We start from the raw sequence: 15732 nt of genomic DNA, 5'->3' as shown, positions 1-15732 counted from the left end.
GCTTGCCCGTATCGTAGGCAATGCGCCGAATGCTCGCCATCGAAATTTATCGGTGGCCCACTTCAGACTGTAATGGGTACACCACCGCACGTGGACCGTTCCGGAAAATATATCCCGTTCTGGAGCCAAAAACTGGGCCGTAGTTTCCGCCAAGCATTCCATCCGGAAAGCGTGTCCCGTTCTGAGCCTGAATTCTGGGATGCACTTTCCGCTGAAGCTTCTACCGGAAAATGCATCCCATTCCGAGCGCTCATTCCGGGCCACGGTTTCCTCAGGTACAAGACGACGATCCGCCGCCCTTATCACATGCCTTCAAATATGCGATCCAGAAACACAAAACAGCAGATAGAATGCTCTTTTTTCAAAAAGTACACGTCCCGAAACTTACCAAGACTTCATATCCAGCTACCGTTCACGGTCGCCGATTACCGCCCACCGATTCAAACAAGAAATATGTCGCCAAAAGCAGGTCATCTACCTGCATGGTTAGATTTTGGTCAGCTTTTGGTCAGCTGAGCGGCAAGTTCCAGCTGATACGTTTTTGCTACCCAAAAGGAGGCGGTAGCTCATGACCCATTGCAATGACCAACTCATCGACCAGCTGTTGAACCAAGTCGAACAAGAGGGGCGCTGTCTGATTCCCCCGAGCGCGGCGATCCGAAAAGCGCTCCTTCGGCGCATCGGCAGCACGGTTGTCTCGCCCATGCCGGGGTTGTTTGCGCGAAAAACGCGCTGGGATGAACTCAACCGAGCGCAACGCCATTGCGAGATTATCCGCGCCCTTGCGATCATCCACCCCTATTGGTCGTTCTGCTCGTTTTCGGCAGCTTGCCTGCTGGGGCTCGAGGTCTCGTGGCGACACCTGAATGTCGTGCATGTTTGCAGCTCGACAAAGCCGTCGGCTCGCCCGGGCGCACATATTCAGCGACACCAGATTGAGTCGGCCGGAGCAATACGCAGAGCCGGCATATCGGTAACGCCGCCCATCCAAACGGCCACAGATTGCCTGCTGCAAACTGGTTTTGCCGACGGCATGCCCATTGCCGATTCGGCGATCTCAAAGCTCGGCCTTGCGTCGGAACAGCTGATGGAGGCCGTTGAGCAACGAGCGACTGCCCGCAATGGTCGCGCGATTCGCACCGCCCTCACAACGCTTCGATATGCCGACGCCCGCGCCGAGAGCGGCGGGGAATCGGTCGCCCGAGCCATCATGATCGAGACGGGCTTTGCGCCCGACTGGCTTCAATACGAGCTGACGGACCCCTTCGATTCGGCCAAGCCCATACGAACGGACTTTGCCTGGGAGCGCCAGGCGCGGGAACTCACGCTGGGCGAGCTCGACGGGCTCATCAAATATACCGACCAGACCATGCTGGCCGGACGCACCACCGCCGAGGCGCTCGTTGCCGAACGACAGCGTGAGGCGCACCTATCGCTCTACGGTCACCCTCTGCTGCGCTTTACCATGAACGAGGTCCGCTCGGCAGGAATGCTCGCCAAAAAGCTGCAGACGGCAGGCATCCGGCAGACCGCGCTGCCGACGTGGCTCAACGACGTGGAGCTGTAGGAGCTGCTAGGCCGTGCATCGCCGGATCGCATCCCCCCTATCTGGGCCGCGTTTTCCCAACGGCCACGCCAACGGAAAGCGCGGCCCAGCCTGGACGCTCAAAACGGGATGCACTTTCCGGATGGCGGGCCTGGCGGAAAGCGTGTCCCGGAATCAGGTCTCGGAACGGGTCGTGCTTTCCGGTTGAGTCCTTCAGCGGAAACCGCATCCCGGAATAAACGCTCAAACTGGGATGCACTTTCCAAACGGCCGGCCAGCGGAAAACACATCCCATTCTGAGGCACGATTCCGGGACGCAGTTTCCGCATGCGGCCCCGTTGGGAAAGTTAATCCCGTTCCGAGGCTGGATTCCGGGACGCAGCTTCCGCATGCGGAGGCGCTCCAAACAAAAGGCCCCGGCTCGCGATGGAGCCGGGGCCAAAGGCGCAGCGTATGTAGTTGATGCTGAGCGCGAACTGCCCGTCAGCAATGCCGTCCGCGCTCTACCCTACCCGCGGTGACGAGCGCGGCTGTAGGGCGTATCCACCATGGGCAGATCCGGACGCAGCTTGCCGTCAAATGCGCGATAGGCGTTCTGTACGGCGGGCGCCGTGGGGATCGTTGCGATCTCGCCGATGCCCTTGCCGCCGTATGCCACGGGCAGCAGCTCGTCCTTCTCCACGTAGATGGCGTGGATATCCGGTATTTCGGGCGCACGGAACAGCCCGAGCGTACCGTACCTTGCCTGGGGTACGCAGTCCTTGAGCGGCCAGTCCTCGGTAAGCGCATAGCCCATACCCATGAGCACACCGCCTTCGATCTGACCCTGGATGGAGATGGGGTTGACCACCTTGCCGGAATCGTGCGCGGCATAGACCTCGCTCACGCGACCGTCATCATCCAAAATGACCACATGCGTGGCAAAGCCGTAGCAGATGTGGCTCTTGGGGTTGGGAACGTCGGCGCCCAGCTTGTCGGTCGGCTCCAGGTACACGTAGCCAAACTCGCATCCCTCGAGCGCCTTGATGGCGGCCGCGGGATCCTGAGGATGCATACCCTGACCAGCGACGAGCTCCTGCGTGTGCAGCTGATAGGCGCGACCGTCGTCGTACTCGATCTTGACGCCGTCGCCATGTGCATTCACGGGAGCGGCGGGCGCAGACTTGCCGGCCTCGATGTCAAGCATGGCATCGCGCAGCAGGAAGGCGGCACCGCGCACGGCCTCACCGGTCACGACCGTCTGACGCGAACCAGACGTGGTGCCGGAGTCGGGAGCGTTCTCGGTGGAGCACTCGCCGTTGGCAATGCAGCGAAGCGGCAGGCCGCATGCCTCGGCAACGTCCTGCAAAAAGACGGTGTTGCAGCCCTGGCCGATGTCGGACGTGGCGGCATAGACCACAGCCACGCCGTCCTCGATGCGAATCTTGCAGCGGCCGGCATCGGGCAGGCCCACACCCACACCGGCGTTCTTCATGGCGCAGGCGATACCGGCATGTCCGGGATGCGCATAGTAGGCATCCTTGACCTCGAGCAGCGTCTCCTTAAGCGCCGTGGAGCAGTCGGCAATCTGGCCGTTGGGCAAAACCTCGCCCGGCTCGATGGCGTTTCGGTAACGAATCTCCCACGGATCCAGGCCGACCTTCTCTGCCAGCAGGTCGATCAGGCTCTCGAGCGCAAACTCGGACTGGCAAACGCCAAAGCCGCGGTACGCGCCGGCGGGCGGGTTGTTGGTGTAGTAGCCAAAACCGCGAATGTCAGTGTTCTGGTACTTGTAGGGGCCGACGGCATGCGTGCAGGCGCGCTCGAGCACCGGGCCGCACAGCGACGCGTAGGCGCCGGTGTCAAAGTTGATCTCGCAGTCCAGACCGGTAAAGTTGCCCTCGGCGTCGCAGCCCAGCGTAAAGGTACCGTCCATGGCATGGCGCTTGGGATGGAAAGCGAGCGACTCGGCGCGCGTGAGCTTGCACTTCACAGGACGCTGGAACTTATATGCGGCGAGCGCGGCCAGGTGCTGGATCGAAACGTCCTCCTTACCGCCAAAGCCGCCGCCCACGAGCATGGTCTCGACGACCACGCGCTCGGGCTCGTTGTCCCAGCCAAACATGTGGGCACACTCTTTGCGCGTGTCGTAGGCACCCTGGTCGGTCGACTGCACCTTGACGCCGTTCTTGTACGGGAAGGCAACGGCGCACTCGGGCTCCAAGAAGGCATGCTCGGTAAAGGGCGTGGTAAAGCGCTGCGTCACGGTGAACGCACTCTCCGCCAGCGCCTTGGCGGCGTCGCCGCGCGTCACATGGCGGCTCTGACACACGTTGTCCTTGAGCTCCACCGTGTTGCCGAAGGCAAAGAAGCTGTCGTGCAGGCGAGGGGCGTCGGCAGCCCTGGCCTCGACAATGTTACGCACGGGCTCCAGCGGCTCGTAATCGATCTTTACGAGCTTCTTGGCCTTCTCGAGCGTCGCCTCGTCCTCGGCAACCACCAGTACGATGGCGTCACCCACGCAGCGGGTGATATCGCCCGCCGCGATCATGACGTCCCAGTCCTGGATAAGGTGGCCGACCTGGTTGACCGGCACGTCCTCGGCGCGCAGGATGCCCACCACACCGGGCAGGGCCTCGGCCTTGGAGGTATCGATGGAGAGCACACGGGCGCGCGGATACTTGGAGCGCACGGCGCTGGCATAGGTCAGGCCCGGCTGATCGAGCTCGTCGATGTCGTCGGGATACTTGCCCTCGCCGAGCACCTTCTTGCGCACGTCAATACGGAAGGCGCGCTTGCCCACGCCGTAGTCATCGCCGCGCTCCAGGTCCTCGTCGATCTGCTTTTCGCCGCGGAGCACCGCAGCGGCCAGCGAGATGCCCTCGATAATCTTTTTGTAGCCGGTGCAGCGACAGACGTTACCGCGAATGGCGTACTTGATCTGCTCCTCGGTGGGCTCGGGGTCCTCGGCGATGAGCGCTGCGCCCGCCATGACCATACCGGGGATGCAAAAGCCGCACTGCACGGCGCCCACGGCGCCAAAGGCGTACACAAAGGCCTCGCGCACGTCCTCGGGCAGGCCCTCGACGGTCACGATGTTGCGGCCGGCGGCAAGAGCGGTGGTCAGCACGCACGCCTTGACGGCCGCACCGTCCACATGGATGGTGCAGGTACCGCAAGCACCTTCGGAGCAGCCGTCCTTGGCGGAATGGATATGCAGGTCGTCGCGCAGGTAGCGCAGCAGCGGTTTATTCTCCGTCGTCGTGCGCTCGACGCCGTTAACGGTAAAAGTGAATTCCTGTGCCATGGTGATTCCCTTCTACACGCCGGCGGCGATGCCGGTGCGGTCGTGGATGGCGCCATGCGGGCAGACGACGGCGCACATGCCGCACGACAGGCAGTCCACGCCGTCGATATGGGCGCAGTTGTCCTCGATGCGGATAGCGCCGGCAGGGCACTTTTTAGCGCACATGCCGCAACCGATGCAGCTCGTGTCGCAGATCTTGCGAGCGATGGCGCCCTTATCGGTGTTGTTGCAGCGCACCAGAATGTTCTGGTAGCCGGGGACGAAGGCAATCACGCGCTGCGGGCACGCCATGCCGCACAGGCCACAGCCCGTGCACTTGGAGCGATCCACGCGGGCGATGCCATCGACCAGCGCAATGGCGCCGTGGGGGCAGGCCGTGACGCAGGCGCCACAGCCAATGCAGCCTTCGCTGCAGCGGGCGTCGCCGCCTGCGGAAGCGCAACCACTTCCGCAGGCAACGTAGGCCACGTTATGTTGAATGGATTTGGCCATAAGAGACTCGCCTATTTCTTAAGAAGGTACGGATAGTTGTCGCGCACGGCCCTGATGGTCAGGCGGACGGCCTCGGGAAGACCGGTGTTGACGGCATCGACCGAGACGGTGCGGACCGTGCCGGCGACGCGGACCTTAAAGTGGTCCTCGTCCACGGCCAGGAAGCCCTCGTTCTCGGAGTTCTCCATGTCCTGCTCGCTCCAGAACAGGGTGAGCTTGTCCTTGTAGGGACGACCCTCCTGGTAGGGGCAGAACACGGCGCAGTTACCGCACTCGTTGCACATGCCGTCGACATGGACGACCTGATGCTTGGCCAGGCCCGGCACCTTAATTGCCACGTTGGCGCGGTTGGGGCACACGTCGCAGCAGACCTCGCACACCGAGCCGCAGCCCAGGCAGCGGGTCTTGGTGCAGTTGCGCTTGTCGCGGCACAGCGACCCCTTGCGCTCGTAGCAGGTATCCTCGCGGCCGGCCTGCTCGTTGCAGTCGGCGTACTTGTTAAAGTCCACGCCGGCGATGGCACGGGCGACCTCGGCGGCGTCGGCGATAGCCTCGACCACGGTGGCAGGACCGCGACGGCAGTCGCCCGCAGCCCAGACGCCCTCAACGCCGGTGGAGGTGGCGGCAAGACGGCCGCGACGGTCGTGCTCGACGCCCACGGCATCGTACAGGCTGGCATCGATGCCCTCGCCCACGGCGCAGATCACCGTGGTGGCGGAAAGCTCGACAGTCTCGCCCGTGGCGACGGGGCTGCGACGGCCGCTTGCATCCGGCTCGCCGAGCTCCATAACGTCGCAGGTCAGCACGGAGCCGTTGAGCGCCTTGGGCGCCAGCAGCTCGCAGAACTCAACGCCGTCGGCAAGAGCAAGATCGAGTTCTTCCTCGTCGGCGGGCATCTGCTTCTTGGTACGGCGATACACCAGGCGCACGTTCTTCACGCCGGCCAGGCGCTTGGCCACGCGGGCCGCGTCCATGGCGGTGTTGCCGGCGCCAATGACCACGACGTCCTCGCCCAGCTCGAGTTTCTCGCCCTTCTTGGCGGCCTCGAGGAACTCCAGCACATCGAGCTCGGCACCCTCGCCCAAGCCCGCAGAGCCGGGCATCCAGGCACCGGTGGCCACGACCACGTCAGTAAAGCCTTGAGCCTTGAGTTCGTCGATGGAATCAACGCGAGCGTTGAGCTGCACCTTGGCGCCAAAGGCCAGGCAGAGCTCGGCATCGTGGGAGATATCGTCGCTGGCGATACGGAACTCGGGGATCACGTGACGGACCACGCCTCCGAGCGAGTCGCGGGCCTCAAAGATGGTGACGGGCACGCCGGCACGCGTCAGGAAGAACGCCGTCGCCAGGCCGGCCGGGCCGCCGCCGATAACGGCAACGTTGCGCTCGCCGACGTTGGCAACAGCCTGGGCGCGCAGCTTGGGCAGCACGGCGGTCATGGCCTCGCGGGCGGCCTTGAGCTTGCTGGCGCGAATCTGGGCGCCCTCGGGCTCGTAGAACGCACGCTCGCAGGCACGGCCGCAGGGATGCGGGCAGATGGTGCCGGTAATGAACGGCAGGGCATTGCGCTCGATGATGATGTTGAGTGCGTCCTCGTAGCGGCCCTCGTCAACAGCCGCCAGGTAGGCGGGAATATCCTGCTGGATGGGGCAGCTCGTACGGCACGGCGTGGTAAAGCAGTCGGAAAGCGGGCTCTTGCCGGCAACCTTGCGGTCGGGCAGCGGGCGCAGCGGCTTCTTGTAGAGCGGGTTGGTGAGCGAGTCGGTCTGGATCGCAGTCACGGCCTCGAGAGAGACGCCCGCGAACGGCTTGCCATCCAGGTCGGTAAACTCACCGGCCATCTGGCTAAAGCGCTCGTAGCCACCGGGCTTGAGCACGTCGGTCGCCAGGGTGACGGGCCAAATGCCGGCATCGTACAGGGCGCGGATGTTGTAGACCGTAGCACCGCCGGAGTAGCTGATGCGCAGCTTGCCATCGAACTGCTCGGTAATGCGACGGGCGGCCTCGATGGTCAGCGAGAACAGCGAACGGCCGGACATGTACATCTCGGTGGAAGGCAGCTCGTTTCTCGTCACGTCGACGGGGAACGTGTTGGTCAGCTTGACGCCAAACTCCAGGCCGCGCTCGGCGCACAGGGCAATCAGGCGCTCGAACATAGGCACGGCATCGGCCCACTGCAGGTCCTCGCGGAAGTGCGTGTCATCGAAGACGATGTAGTCAAAGCCCAGCTCGTTCAGACGCTGGCGGGCAAACTCATAGCCCAGCAGCGTGGGGTTGCACTTGATGTAGGTGTTGAGGCTCTTCTCGGTGATCAGATAGGTCGCGATGCGCTCGATCTCGGCCGGCGGGCAGCCATGCAGCGTGGACTCGGTAATGGAGTTGGAGACGCGCGCCGGGATGGATTCGACAAATGCGGCGTCGACATGCTCAAACTTGTCCAGGTTGGCAAGCGCCCATGCGCGGCACTCATTCCAGACGTCAGAGCCGCTGGCGTCCTTCATGCCCTCGATGTAGGCATCGACCTTGGGGCTCTTGATGCCTTCCAGGTCATAGCCCACGGACATGTTAAAGACAAAGCCGTCCGGGCTGCCCAGGCCGTACTCGCGAGCGATCAGGTGGCAGGCAAACCATGCCTTCACGTACTCGGCAAAGGCCTGCGGAACCTCGAGCTCGGTCGACCACTCGCAGTTGTAGCACTCGTCCTGCGCCACGATGCAGGGCTTGTTGACGCACTTGGAGAGCTCCTCGCCGTCCATAACCTGAACGGTCTTAAGCTCAAAGAAGCGGGAACCGGCCACATAAGAGGCCACGATGTTCTGGGCAAGCTGCGTGTTGGGACCGGCGGCCGGGCCAAACGGAGTCTCGATGCGCTCGTCAAAAATGGGAAGCGCACCCTCCTGGTTGGTCGTGACCATCTTGCGCACGCCAAAGACGGCGCCCTGAGTCTTGTGCTCCTCGATGATCCAGTTCATCAGCTGCGAAAACGGGATCGGCCTCATGATGTCGCTCATAATGAGCTCCTCTCTGTAACGCCCGGCGAGACCGCGCGGCGGGCGCAAATACGGTGTAGCGCTAGCACAGCGCCGGCGACCCCGCGGAGGCCGCCTATACGCGCGTCGGATGCGGCGAAACATCCGACGCGCGTGAATCTACTTGTAATTAGTAGGCGCGATCGTTGAGCGTGCTCCAGAGCTTCTTGGACTCAGCCATGGTCCACGCGTTGATCTTGTCCTCATCAATACCGACAAACTCGCGATCCTTGTACAGGACGCGGCCGTTGATGATGGTGGTGCGGCAGTTTTTGCCCATCATGCCAAAGAGCATGTGGCCGTCGATATTCTCCTCGCTCAGCGGCGTAAAGGGCTTGTAGTCCATGACGATGACGTCGGCGGCAGCGCCGGCCTCGAGCACACCGAGCTTGCGATCGAAGTACTTGCTCGCCATCTTGGCGTTGTTCTCGAACAGCATGGTCATGGCCTCGCACCAGCCCACGTTGGGCATGGCGGCGTTGTGACGCTGAATGATCAGGAAGACCTTAAGGCTCTCGAGCATATCGTGGGTGTAGGCGTCGGTGCCCATGCACACGGGGATGCCGCGGCGGAAGAACTCGAGCACGGGGGCGCAGCCCACGGCGTTGCCCATATTGGATTCGGGGTTGTTGACGAGCCAGGTGCCGGACTCCTTGACGATATCCATCTCGGCAGGCGTCACGTGGATGCAGTGGCCCAGCATGGTGTCGGGACCCAGCAGGTTGTGCTGCAGCAGGCGCTCGACCGGGCTGATGCCACCGCGGTTGAGGCGGGAATCCCACACGTCGTTCATGCCCTCGCACACATGGATGTGGAAGCCGGTCAGGCCGTTGTTGGCCTCGGCCATCTTGTCCATGGTCTCGTCCGAAAGCGTAAAGGTGGCATGTCCGCCAAACATGGCGGCGATCATGTGGTTGTCGTTATCGCGACGCTCCTTGGCGGCCCACTGGGCAAATTCGGCGTTCTCGGCAATGGCCTGGTCGCATTTTTGCTGGCCGCGGCGATCAGAGACCTCGTAGCACAGGCACGAACGCATACCCAGCTCCTGAGCTGCGTCCTTAATGGTGAAGAGGCTTCCCGGGATCTCGCAGAAGCTCGCATGGTGATCGAAGATCGTGGTGACGCCATCGCGGATGGAGTCAAGAATCGTGGCGTAGGCGCTGGCCTTGGTGCCGTCGAGCGTCAGGTTGTCGTCAATCTTCCACCACTGCTGCTCAAGATTCTCCAGGAAGTTGGTGGGGTTGCAGCCCTTAATGGCAAGGCCGCGGGCCAGACCCGAGTAGATGTGGGTGTGGCAGTTGATGAGTCCGGGCATGATGAGGTTGCCCTGGGCGTCGACGTACTCGGCATCCGGGTACTTGGCCTTGAGCTCGCACTCGGGGCCCACTTCGACGATCGTATCTCCGTCAATGGCGACCGCACCGTTTGGAATGAACGGGGCCTGAGCATTGCGGGTAAAGACGGAACCGTTAGCGACCAGAAGCATGGATGCTCCCTTCGACATCAGGGGCGGGGTTTGACACCTCTGACATGGCGGAGTGCGAAGCGCCGGCCTACACCGGAAACGGGCCCTCTCCCGTCAACGCTTCACCAAAGGGACAAACCCTTTGAAGTGCGGCTTGGCGCCGCATGACGTCGGCGGACGAGGCGATGCGTCCGCCGACGAATAGCACCGAATTGGTTACTTCTTGCTCTCGGGCAAGACCAGATCCACGGCAGCGTCCTTGGCAGCATCGATGTGCTGAGCCACGACCGGCGTCTGCGGAAGAATCAGGTTAAGGACAATGGCCATGATGGCGGTGGGGGTTACAGCATTGGAGCCGATGACGGTGGGCACCCAGGTGGGCATACCCTCACCGGCAAGGCAACCGCTTGCCATCCAGATACCCAGGCCAAAGACGACGGAGGTACCGACGATGGTGGTAGTGCGCTGCGTGAGGCCCTCGCGGGTGAACATGCGCACGCCGTTCATGGTGATGGTGCCAAAGACGCCGACGGTCGCGCCGCCGATGACGGGCTGCGGGATAGCGGAAAGGACGGCAGAGAGCTGCGGGAACAGACCGGCGATGGCAAAGACGGCCGCGATGATCACAAAGACCCACTTGTTGACGACCTTGTTGGAGCAGATGATGCCCACGTTCTGGCCAAGGGCGCTGGTGGGAAGACCGCCCAGCAGGCCGCCGACCATAGAGGTGAGGCCCTGGGACACGATAGCGCCGGAGAGCTCGCGCTCGGTGGGCATACGGTCGATGGAGCCCAGGCAGGCGGCGGAGACGTCACCGATAACCTGAATAGCAACCATGGGGAACACGACGGCGAGGGTAATGCAGACCTCGGGATCAAACTCGAGCGCGTAGGGCATGAGCTTGGGAAGGGCGAAGACCTGAGCGGTGGCGACGCTGGAGAAGTCGATCATGCCAAAGGGGATGGAGACGATCATGCCGACGATCATGCCAAAGAACACGGATCCCAGCTTGAGCGTGCCCTTGCCAAAGTTGGCGAGCGCAAAGACCACGGCGAAGGTGATAAGAGCGACACACCAGGCCTGCGGGGTGCCCCACAGCGGCGTACCCATACCGCCGGCCATATACTTGACGGCCGTGGGATACAGCGAAACGCCGATGGAGAAGATGACCGTACCGGTCACGACGGGCGGGAACAGCCACTTGATCTTGCTGTAGGCCAGACCAAAGAGGACTGCGACGGCGCCGCCGACGATCTCGCCGCCCAGCAGCGCACCAAAGCTAAAGCCCGAGGCACCCATGGCCTGCAGGGCCGGCAGGAACGCGAACGAAACGCCCATGACGATGGGCAGGCCGCCGCCGATGCGACGGAAGGGAGCGAAGGCCTGAAGGGCCGTATCGATCGCCGAAAGAATGAGCGCGACCTGGATGATGTCGGTGCTCTGCTGGCTATTAAAGCCGTAGACGCCGGCCATGATGACCGCCGGGGTAATGATGCCGGCAAACGATGCCAGTACGTGCTGAAGGGCACACGGGATCATTTCCTTAACGGGAGGCATGCCTTCGCGAGTGAACAGGGCTTCAGTGCCGTTCGTAACCGTCTCCTGGGTCATTTGACCACCAATCCTCGAAGTAGTTGTTTTCGCATCTAACGCTCTATTGTGACGCAGCGCGGGGTTGAGGTTGTGCCTTCATTGCATATCGTATTAAAGATGATTCTCATTCTCAATAATAATTTTTTGTTATCAGACTATTCTTCAGCTGAAATAACGCATTTCCGCAGGTCAGGAAAGTGTCTGGTCAAAATAACATCTAACTTTTCTTTTGGTCAACCGTTTACCGCCAAATATCTACCGCTCATCTGTATTACGCAATGTACCTGCGGATATACGAGATGATGGGCAGCGTGTTACCATGAGAAAAAATTGTTATGAACATTTCCGATTTCACCCAAAGGAGTTGCCCGTGAACGAGACCGTACGCCGCTTTTTGCCGATGGTCGATTTTCTGGAGCAGATACTCGGCAAAAACAGCGAAATCGTGCTGCACGATTTCTCGGATCCCGACCACGCCATCGTCGATATTCGCAACGGCATCGTGAGCGGCCGCAAGGTCGGCGGCCCCGCCACCGATCTGGCGCTCAAGATCATGCACGACCCCAAGTATCGCGACCTGCCGTTTATTACGGGCTACGAGGGGCGCGGTGCCGGCGGCAAGACGTTGGAGTCAGCGACGTACTTTATCCGCGAGCATGACGAGATCGTCGGTATGCTCTGCGTCAACACCGATCTCTCGACCGTGCGTTCCATCAACGCCATGGCGCAGCAGCTCATGGCGTGCTTCGACGCAGCGCCGACGCGCACGGAGCCCGCCCCTATCGAGGTCGAAAGCCTTTCGGAGTCCACACAGGAGCTCATCGACCGCAGCATTGCCGAGTTGCTGAGCGCGCGCGGGCTGGATATAGCGTCGCTTGGTCAGAGCGACCGCGTGGACGTCATTCGCCACCTCAACGGCAACGGGGTGTTCATGCTCAAGGGCGCCGTGGCCTGCGCCGCCACCGCGCTGGGCATCTCGGAGCCCAGCGTCTACCGCTACCTGCAAAAAGTTCGCAAGGAGGGCTAACGAGCAAAATGGAGCGCGGCTCCACAAGCGATCCGTCACTTAACAAAAGACCCTGCAGCTCACACGCGCTGCAGGGTCTTTTTGCATGTCATGTTTAGTTGTTGCCAACGCCTTAGAGAGCGGCGACGACCTCGATCTCGACCAGACCGCCAGCCGGAAGGGCGGCAACCTGGAAAGCGCTGCGCGCGGGGAACGGAGCCTCGAACTTGGAGGCGTAGATCTCGTTCACGGCAGCGAAGTCGGCAATGTCGGCCAGGTAGACCGTGGTCTTGACGACATCGGCAAAGGTGGCGCCGGCAGCGGTCAGCAGGGCCTCAACGTTGGCGAGGGACTGCTTGGCCTGGGCCTCGACGCCCTCGGGCATCTTGCCGGTCGCGGGATCGATGCCCAGCTGGCCGGACAGGAACACCATGTTGCCGGCCTGGATACCGGGGGAATACGGGCCGATGGCTGCGGGTGCGTTATCGGAAGACACGACGGTCTTGCTCATGTTTTTCTCCTTACGATCAATTGAGAGAGCGCGAGCGCGGTGTTCACACCGGGAGGCACAGTTCGGTCTGAACACCGCGCTTGATTGGGATAGTACTCAAGGTTTCCGCGCGATGCAAGATTATTATCACGTTGCGAGAATATTTTATCGCCCAACGGTTTCCCTGAACCGCCGAACGGTTTTCCACGGGATCAGCCAGCCCAAGCCGCTGAAGACTTTGTCCTGCTTAGGCTGCGGGCGTCGCCCACCGCAGCGACGCCACTATACTTTTGAATATCTGAGCATTTTGAAAGGCAGGATATGACCGCAACCGCCAGTCGAACCACCAACCGCAGACCCGAGCTTTTAGCGCCCGCCGGAGGACCCGAGCCCTTTGCCGCCGCACTCGCCGCCGGCGCTGATGCCATCTACTGCGGCATGGGCAGCTTCAACGCCCGCCGCAAGGCCACCAACTTTACCGACGAGGCCTTTGAGCAAGCCTGCCGTGCTGCACACATGGCCGGGTCGCGCGTCTACGTCACGGTCAACATCGTTATCAAGCAGTCCGAGATGGACGATGCGCTGCAACTCATCCATCGCTGCTCCACGCTGGGCGCCGACGCCTTCATCATCCAGGACTGGGGCCTGTTCTTTGAGGTCAAGCGTACGATGCCCGGCATCGAGACGCACATCTCAACCCAAGCAAACATCCACGACGACCGCGGAACCCTTTGGTGCCGTGAGCAGGGCGCCGACCGCGTGACCTTGTCGCGCGAGCTCTCCATTGACGAGATCGCCGCCATCCACGACGCCGCACCCGATGTGGACCTCGAGGTCTTTAGTCACGGTGCCATCTGCTTTTGTTACTCGGGCCTGTGCCTGCTCTCGAGCTTTGCCATGGCGGGCCGCTCGGCCAACCGCGGCATGTGCGCTCAGCCCTGTCGCCTGCCTTACGAGCTGATCGACGAGAACGGCCGCTCGCTCTCCCCTGCCGGTCGCGAGCGCGCGCTGTGCCCGCGCGACACCAACACGTCGCTGCTTGTTCGCCGTCTGTATGACGCCGGCGCCGCATCGCTCAAGCTCGAGGGCCGCATGAAGGCGCCCGATTACGTGTACTCCATCGTTGATGTGTATCGTCATCAGATCGACGACATGCTGGCCGGGGTCGCCGTAGATAAGGACGAGGACGCCGCTCGCCAGCGCCAACTCAAGCGCTGCTTTAACCGCGACTTTACGCACGCCTATCAGGACGGCACCTCGGGCGACGAGATGATGAGTTACGAGCGCTCCAACAACCGCGGCCAGATTGTGGGCACGGTGCTGGGCAGCCGTCTGGCCAACCGCGACGTGCGCGGGCTCAAACCCGACGACCGTCGTCGCCGCGCCGCCATCGCCCGCATTGAGTTGTTTGAGCCCGTGGGCAAGGGCGACCTGCTGGAGCTTCGTCACGACAATGAGTTTGACCAGTTCCTGACCACCATCGCTGCCGAGGATGCCGCTGCCGGCGACATCATCGAGTGCCGCGTGCCCCGCAGCATGCCCGAGGGCTGCCGCGTGCGCATGATTCGAAGCCAGCGCGCCATCGATGCCGCCGGGGCTGCTCTCAAGCGCGATGTGCTGCGCCGCCGCGCCGTAGACGTGTCCGTTGTGGCGCGTCTGGGCGAGCCGTTTACTGTTACGCTCACCTGCTGTGACGACCCTTCACTTACGGCCACGGCCACGGGCTTTACCGTCGAGGCTGCCAAGACCCGCGCCGTCGAGGCATCCGATCTGGTTGAGCATGTGGGCCGCATGGGCTCCTCGCCCTTTGAGGCCGCGAGCTTTGATGTGGCGCTCGATGAGGGCTGCGGCATGGGCTTCTCCGCCGTGCATAAAGTGCGCGCCGCCGCTTGTAAGGCGCTGGAAGAGGCCATTCTGGCACCGTACGAGGAGCGCGCGAAAAAGCTCGAGTTGCCGGTGCTCGACAAATGTACGCGCCCCATGCCCGAGCACTACCGCGACGAGCCGCAGATCTGTACCACCGTCACCACGCTCGAAGCCGCCGAGGCAGCGCGCGCGGAGGGCGCCGCGCGCATCTACATGACCACCGACGCGCTCGATGCGGCCGGGCTCTCCCCTGCCGATACATTTGAGCAGGGTATCGTGCCCGTACTCGACGAGGTCTGCCGCGCCGTCGACCACGAGCGCGTCGATCCCTGGGTTGTTGCCGGCGCCACGGTCGCTATTGGCAACATCTCTGAGCTTGCCCTGGCCACCCAGGTTGGCGCCACGGCCGAGATTCGCTCTTGCCTGCCGGTTCACAACGCACCCTGCATGGAGGCGCTTGCCGAGCGCGGAGCCGGTGCGTTTTGGCTCTCGCCCGAAATCACGCTCGACGAGATTATCTCGCTCGGCACCGCCGCGCCCGCGGCTCTAGGCATCACCGTCTTTGGCCGCCCGCGCGTCATGACAAGCGAGCATTGCATTCTGCAGGTTGCCAACGGCTGCATCCACGATTGTGCCAACTGCCGCCTGCGTGCCCGCAAGCTCTCGCTCAAGAATATCGACGGAAAGGTCATGCCCGTCCGCACCGACATCCATGGCCGCTCTCGCTTGTACGACGCCTACCCCATCGACCTTACGCCGCAGGTACCACAGCTGCTCGATGCCGGCGTGCGTCGTCTCATGGTGGACGGAACGCTGCTCGATGCCGAAGAGGTGGGCCGCGCCGTCGCACGCGTCCGTCGCGCCGTCGAGGCGGCTCAAGCCGGCCGCAAGCCCGCCGCCCGCCTACGCGGGGCGACCTCGGGCTGCATGTTTGTGGGAATCAGCTAACCGAAAGGCTT

The 15732-nt window shown here is 62.5% G+C and carries 10 protein-coding genes; 4 read left to right on the top strand and 6 right to left on the bottom strand.

The features are described 5' to 3' along the window. Together ABG996_RS08035 and ABG996_RS08030 are read left to right on the top strand one after the other, a co-directional pair. Positions 1-516, top strand: a 516-nt coding sequence (locus ABG996_RS08035; RefSeq protein ID WP_347487200.1) for a hypothetical protein, incomplete at its 5' end; no start/stop codon positions are given. Positions 517-568: 52 nt separating this feature from the next. Continuing rightward, the gene (locus ABG996_RS08030; RefSeq protein ID WP_347479773.1) at positions 569-1567 is read left to right on the top strand and encodes a hypothetical protein; all 999 of its coding nucleotides are present in this window, start codon (positions 569-571) and stop codon (positions 1565-1567) included. Between the two features lie 487 nt (positions 1568-2054). On the opposite strand, the gene xdh is transcribed toward ABG996_RS08030, so the two are convergent. From xdh to ABG996_RS08005, 5 genes are all read right to left on the bottom strand, one after another. Further along, positions 2055-4832 carry a selenium-dependent xanthine dehydrogenase gene (xdh, locus tag ABG996_RS08025; protein WP_347479774.1) on the bottom strand — a complete coding sequence of 926 codons (2778 nt, stop codon included), beginning with the start codon at positions 4830-4832 and terminating at the stop codon, positions 2055-2057. Between the two features lie 12 nt (positions 4833-4844). Beyond that, positions 4845-5324, bottom strand: coding sequence for a 4Fe-4S binding protein (locus ABG996_RS08020; protein WP_006235055.1), 480 nt, complete (start codon positions 5322-5324; stop codon positions 4845-4847). Between the two features lie 11 nt (positions 5325-5335). Further along, entirely contained in the window at positions 5336-8335 is a 3000-nt protein-coding gene (gene ygfK, locus ABG996_RS08015) for a putative selenate reductase subunit YgfK (protein WP_347479775.1), read from the bottom strand. A gap of 148 nt (positions 8336-8483) precedes the next feature. After that, entirely contained in the window at positions 8484-9839 is a 1356-nt protein-coding gene (ssnA, locus tag ABG996_RS08010; RefSeq protein ID WP_347479776.1) for a putative aminohydrolase SsnA, read from the bottom strand. A 195-nt stretch (positions 9840-10034) separates the two neighbouring features. Continuing rightward, on the bottom strand, positions 10035-11429 hold the full coding sequence (locus tag ABG996_RS08005) for a uracil-xanthine permease family protein (RefSeq protein ID WP_006235052.1): 1395 nt from the start codon (positions 11427-11429) through the stop codon (positions 10035-10037). 352 nt (positions 11430-11781) lie between these two features. Here ABG996_RS08005 and ABG996_RS08000 point away from each other — a divergent pair, with 352 nt between their 5' ends. Next, a complete protein-coding gene (locus ABG996_RS08000; RefSeq protein ID WP_347479777.1) occupies positions 11782-12438 on the top strand; it encodes a helix-turn-helix transcriptional regulator in 657 nt (218 codons plus the stop codon). Positions 12439-12550: 112 nt separating this feature from the next. Here ABG996_RS08000 and ABG996_RS07995 read toward each other — a convergent pair whose 3' ends face one another. After that, on the bottom strand, positions 12551-12928 hold the full coding sequence (locus ABG996_RS07995) for a RidA family protein (protein WP_055285184.1): 378 nt from the start codon (positions 12926-12928) through the stop codon (positions 12551-12553). A gap of 300 nt (positions 12929-13228) precedes the next feature. On the opposite strand from ABG996_RS07995, the gene ABG996_RS07990 reads away from it, so the two are divergent. Continuing rightward, positions 13229-15721, top strand: coding sequence for a U32 family peptidase (locus ABG996_RS07990; RefSeq protein WP_347479778.1), 2493 nt, complete (start codon positions 13229-13231; stop codon positions 15719-15721). Positions 15722-15732 lie beyond the last annotated feature (11 nt).

This window comes from Collinsella aerofaciens (assembly GCF_039836695.1).
In the GTDB taxonomy this organism is placed as follows: domain Bacteria; phylum Actinomycetota; class Coriobacteriia; order Coriobacteriales; family Coriobacteriaceae; genus Collinsella; species Collinsella aerofaciens_BD.
This window is presented reverse-complemented; position numbering and strand designations above follow the sequence as displayed.

What these genes read in the sequence shown, in the direction of transcription:
- ABG996_RS08030 (WP_347479773.1), top strand. Translation starts at nt 569, where the DNA reads ATGACCCATTGCAATGACCAACTCATCGACCAGCTGTTGAACCAAGTC.
- xdh (WP_347479774.1), bottom strand. Translation starts at nt 4,832, where the DNA reads ATGGCACAGGAATTCACTTTTACCGTTAACGGCGTCGAGCGCACGACG.
- ABG996_RS08020 (WP_006235055.1), bottom strand. Translation starts at nt 5,324, where the DNA reads ATGGCCAAATCCATTCAACATAACGTGGCCTACGTTGCCTGCGGAAGT.
- ygfK (WP_347479775.1), bottom strand. Translation starts at nt 8,335, where the DNA reads ATGAGCGACATCATGAGGCCGATCCCGTTTTCGCAGCTGATGAACTGG.
- ssnA (WP_347479776.1), bottom strand. Translation starts at nt 9,839, where the DNA reads ATGCTTCTGGTCGCTAACGGTTCCGTCTTTACCCGCAATGCTCAGGCC.
- ABG996_RS08005 (WP_006235052.1), bottom strand. Translation starts at nt 11,429, where the DNA reads ATGACCCAGGAGACGGTTACGAACGGCACTGAAGCCCTGTTCACTCGC.
- ABG996_RS07995 (WP_055285184.1), bottom strand. Translation starts at nt 12,928, where the DNA reads ATGAGCAAGACCGTCGTGTCTTCCGATAACGCACCCGCAGCCATCGGC.
- ABG996_RS07990 (WP_347479778.1), top strand. Translation starts at nt 13,229, where the DNA reads ATGACCGCAACCGCCAGTCGAACCACCAACCGCAGACCCGAGCTTTTA.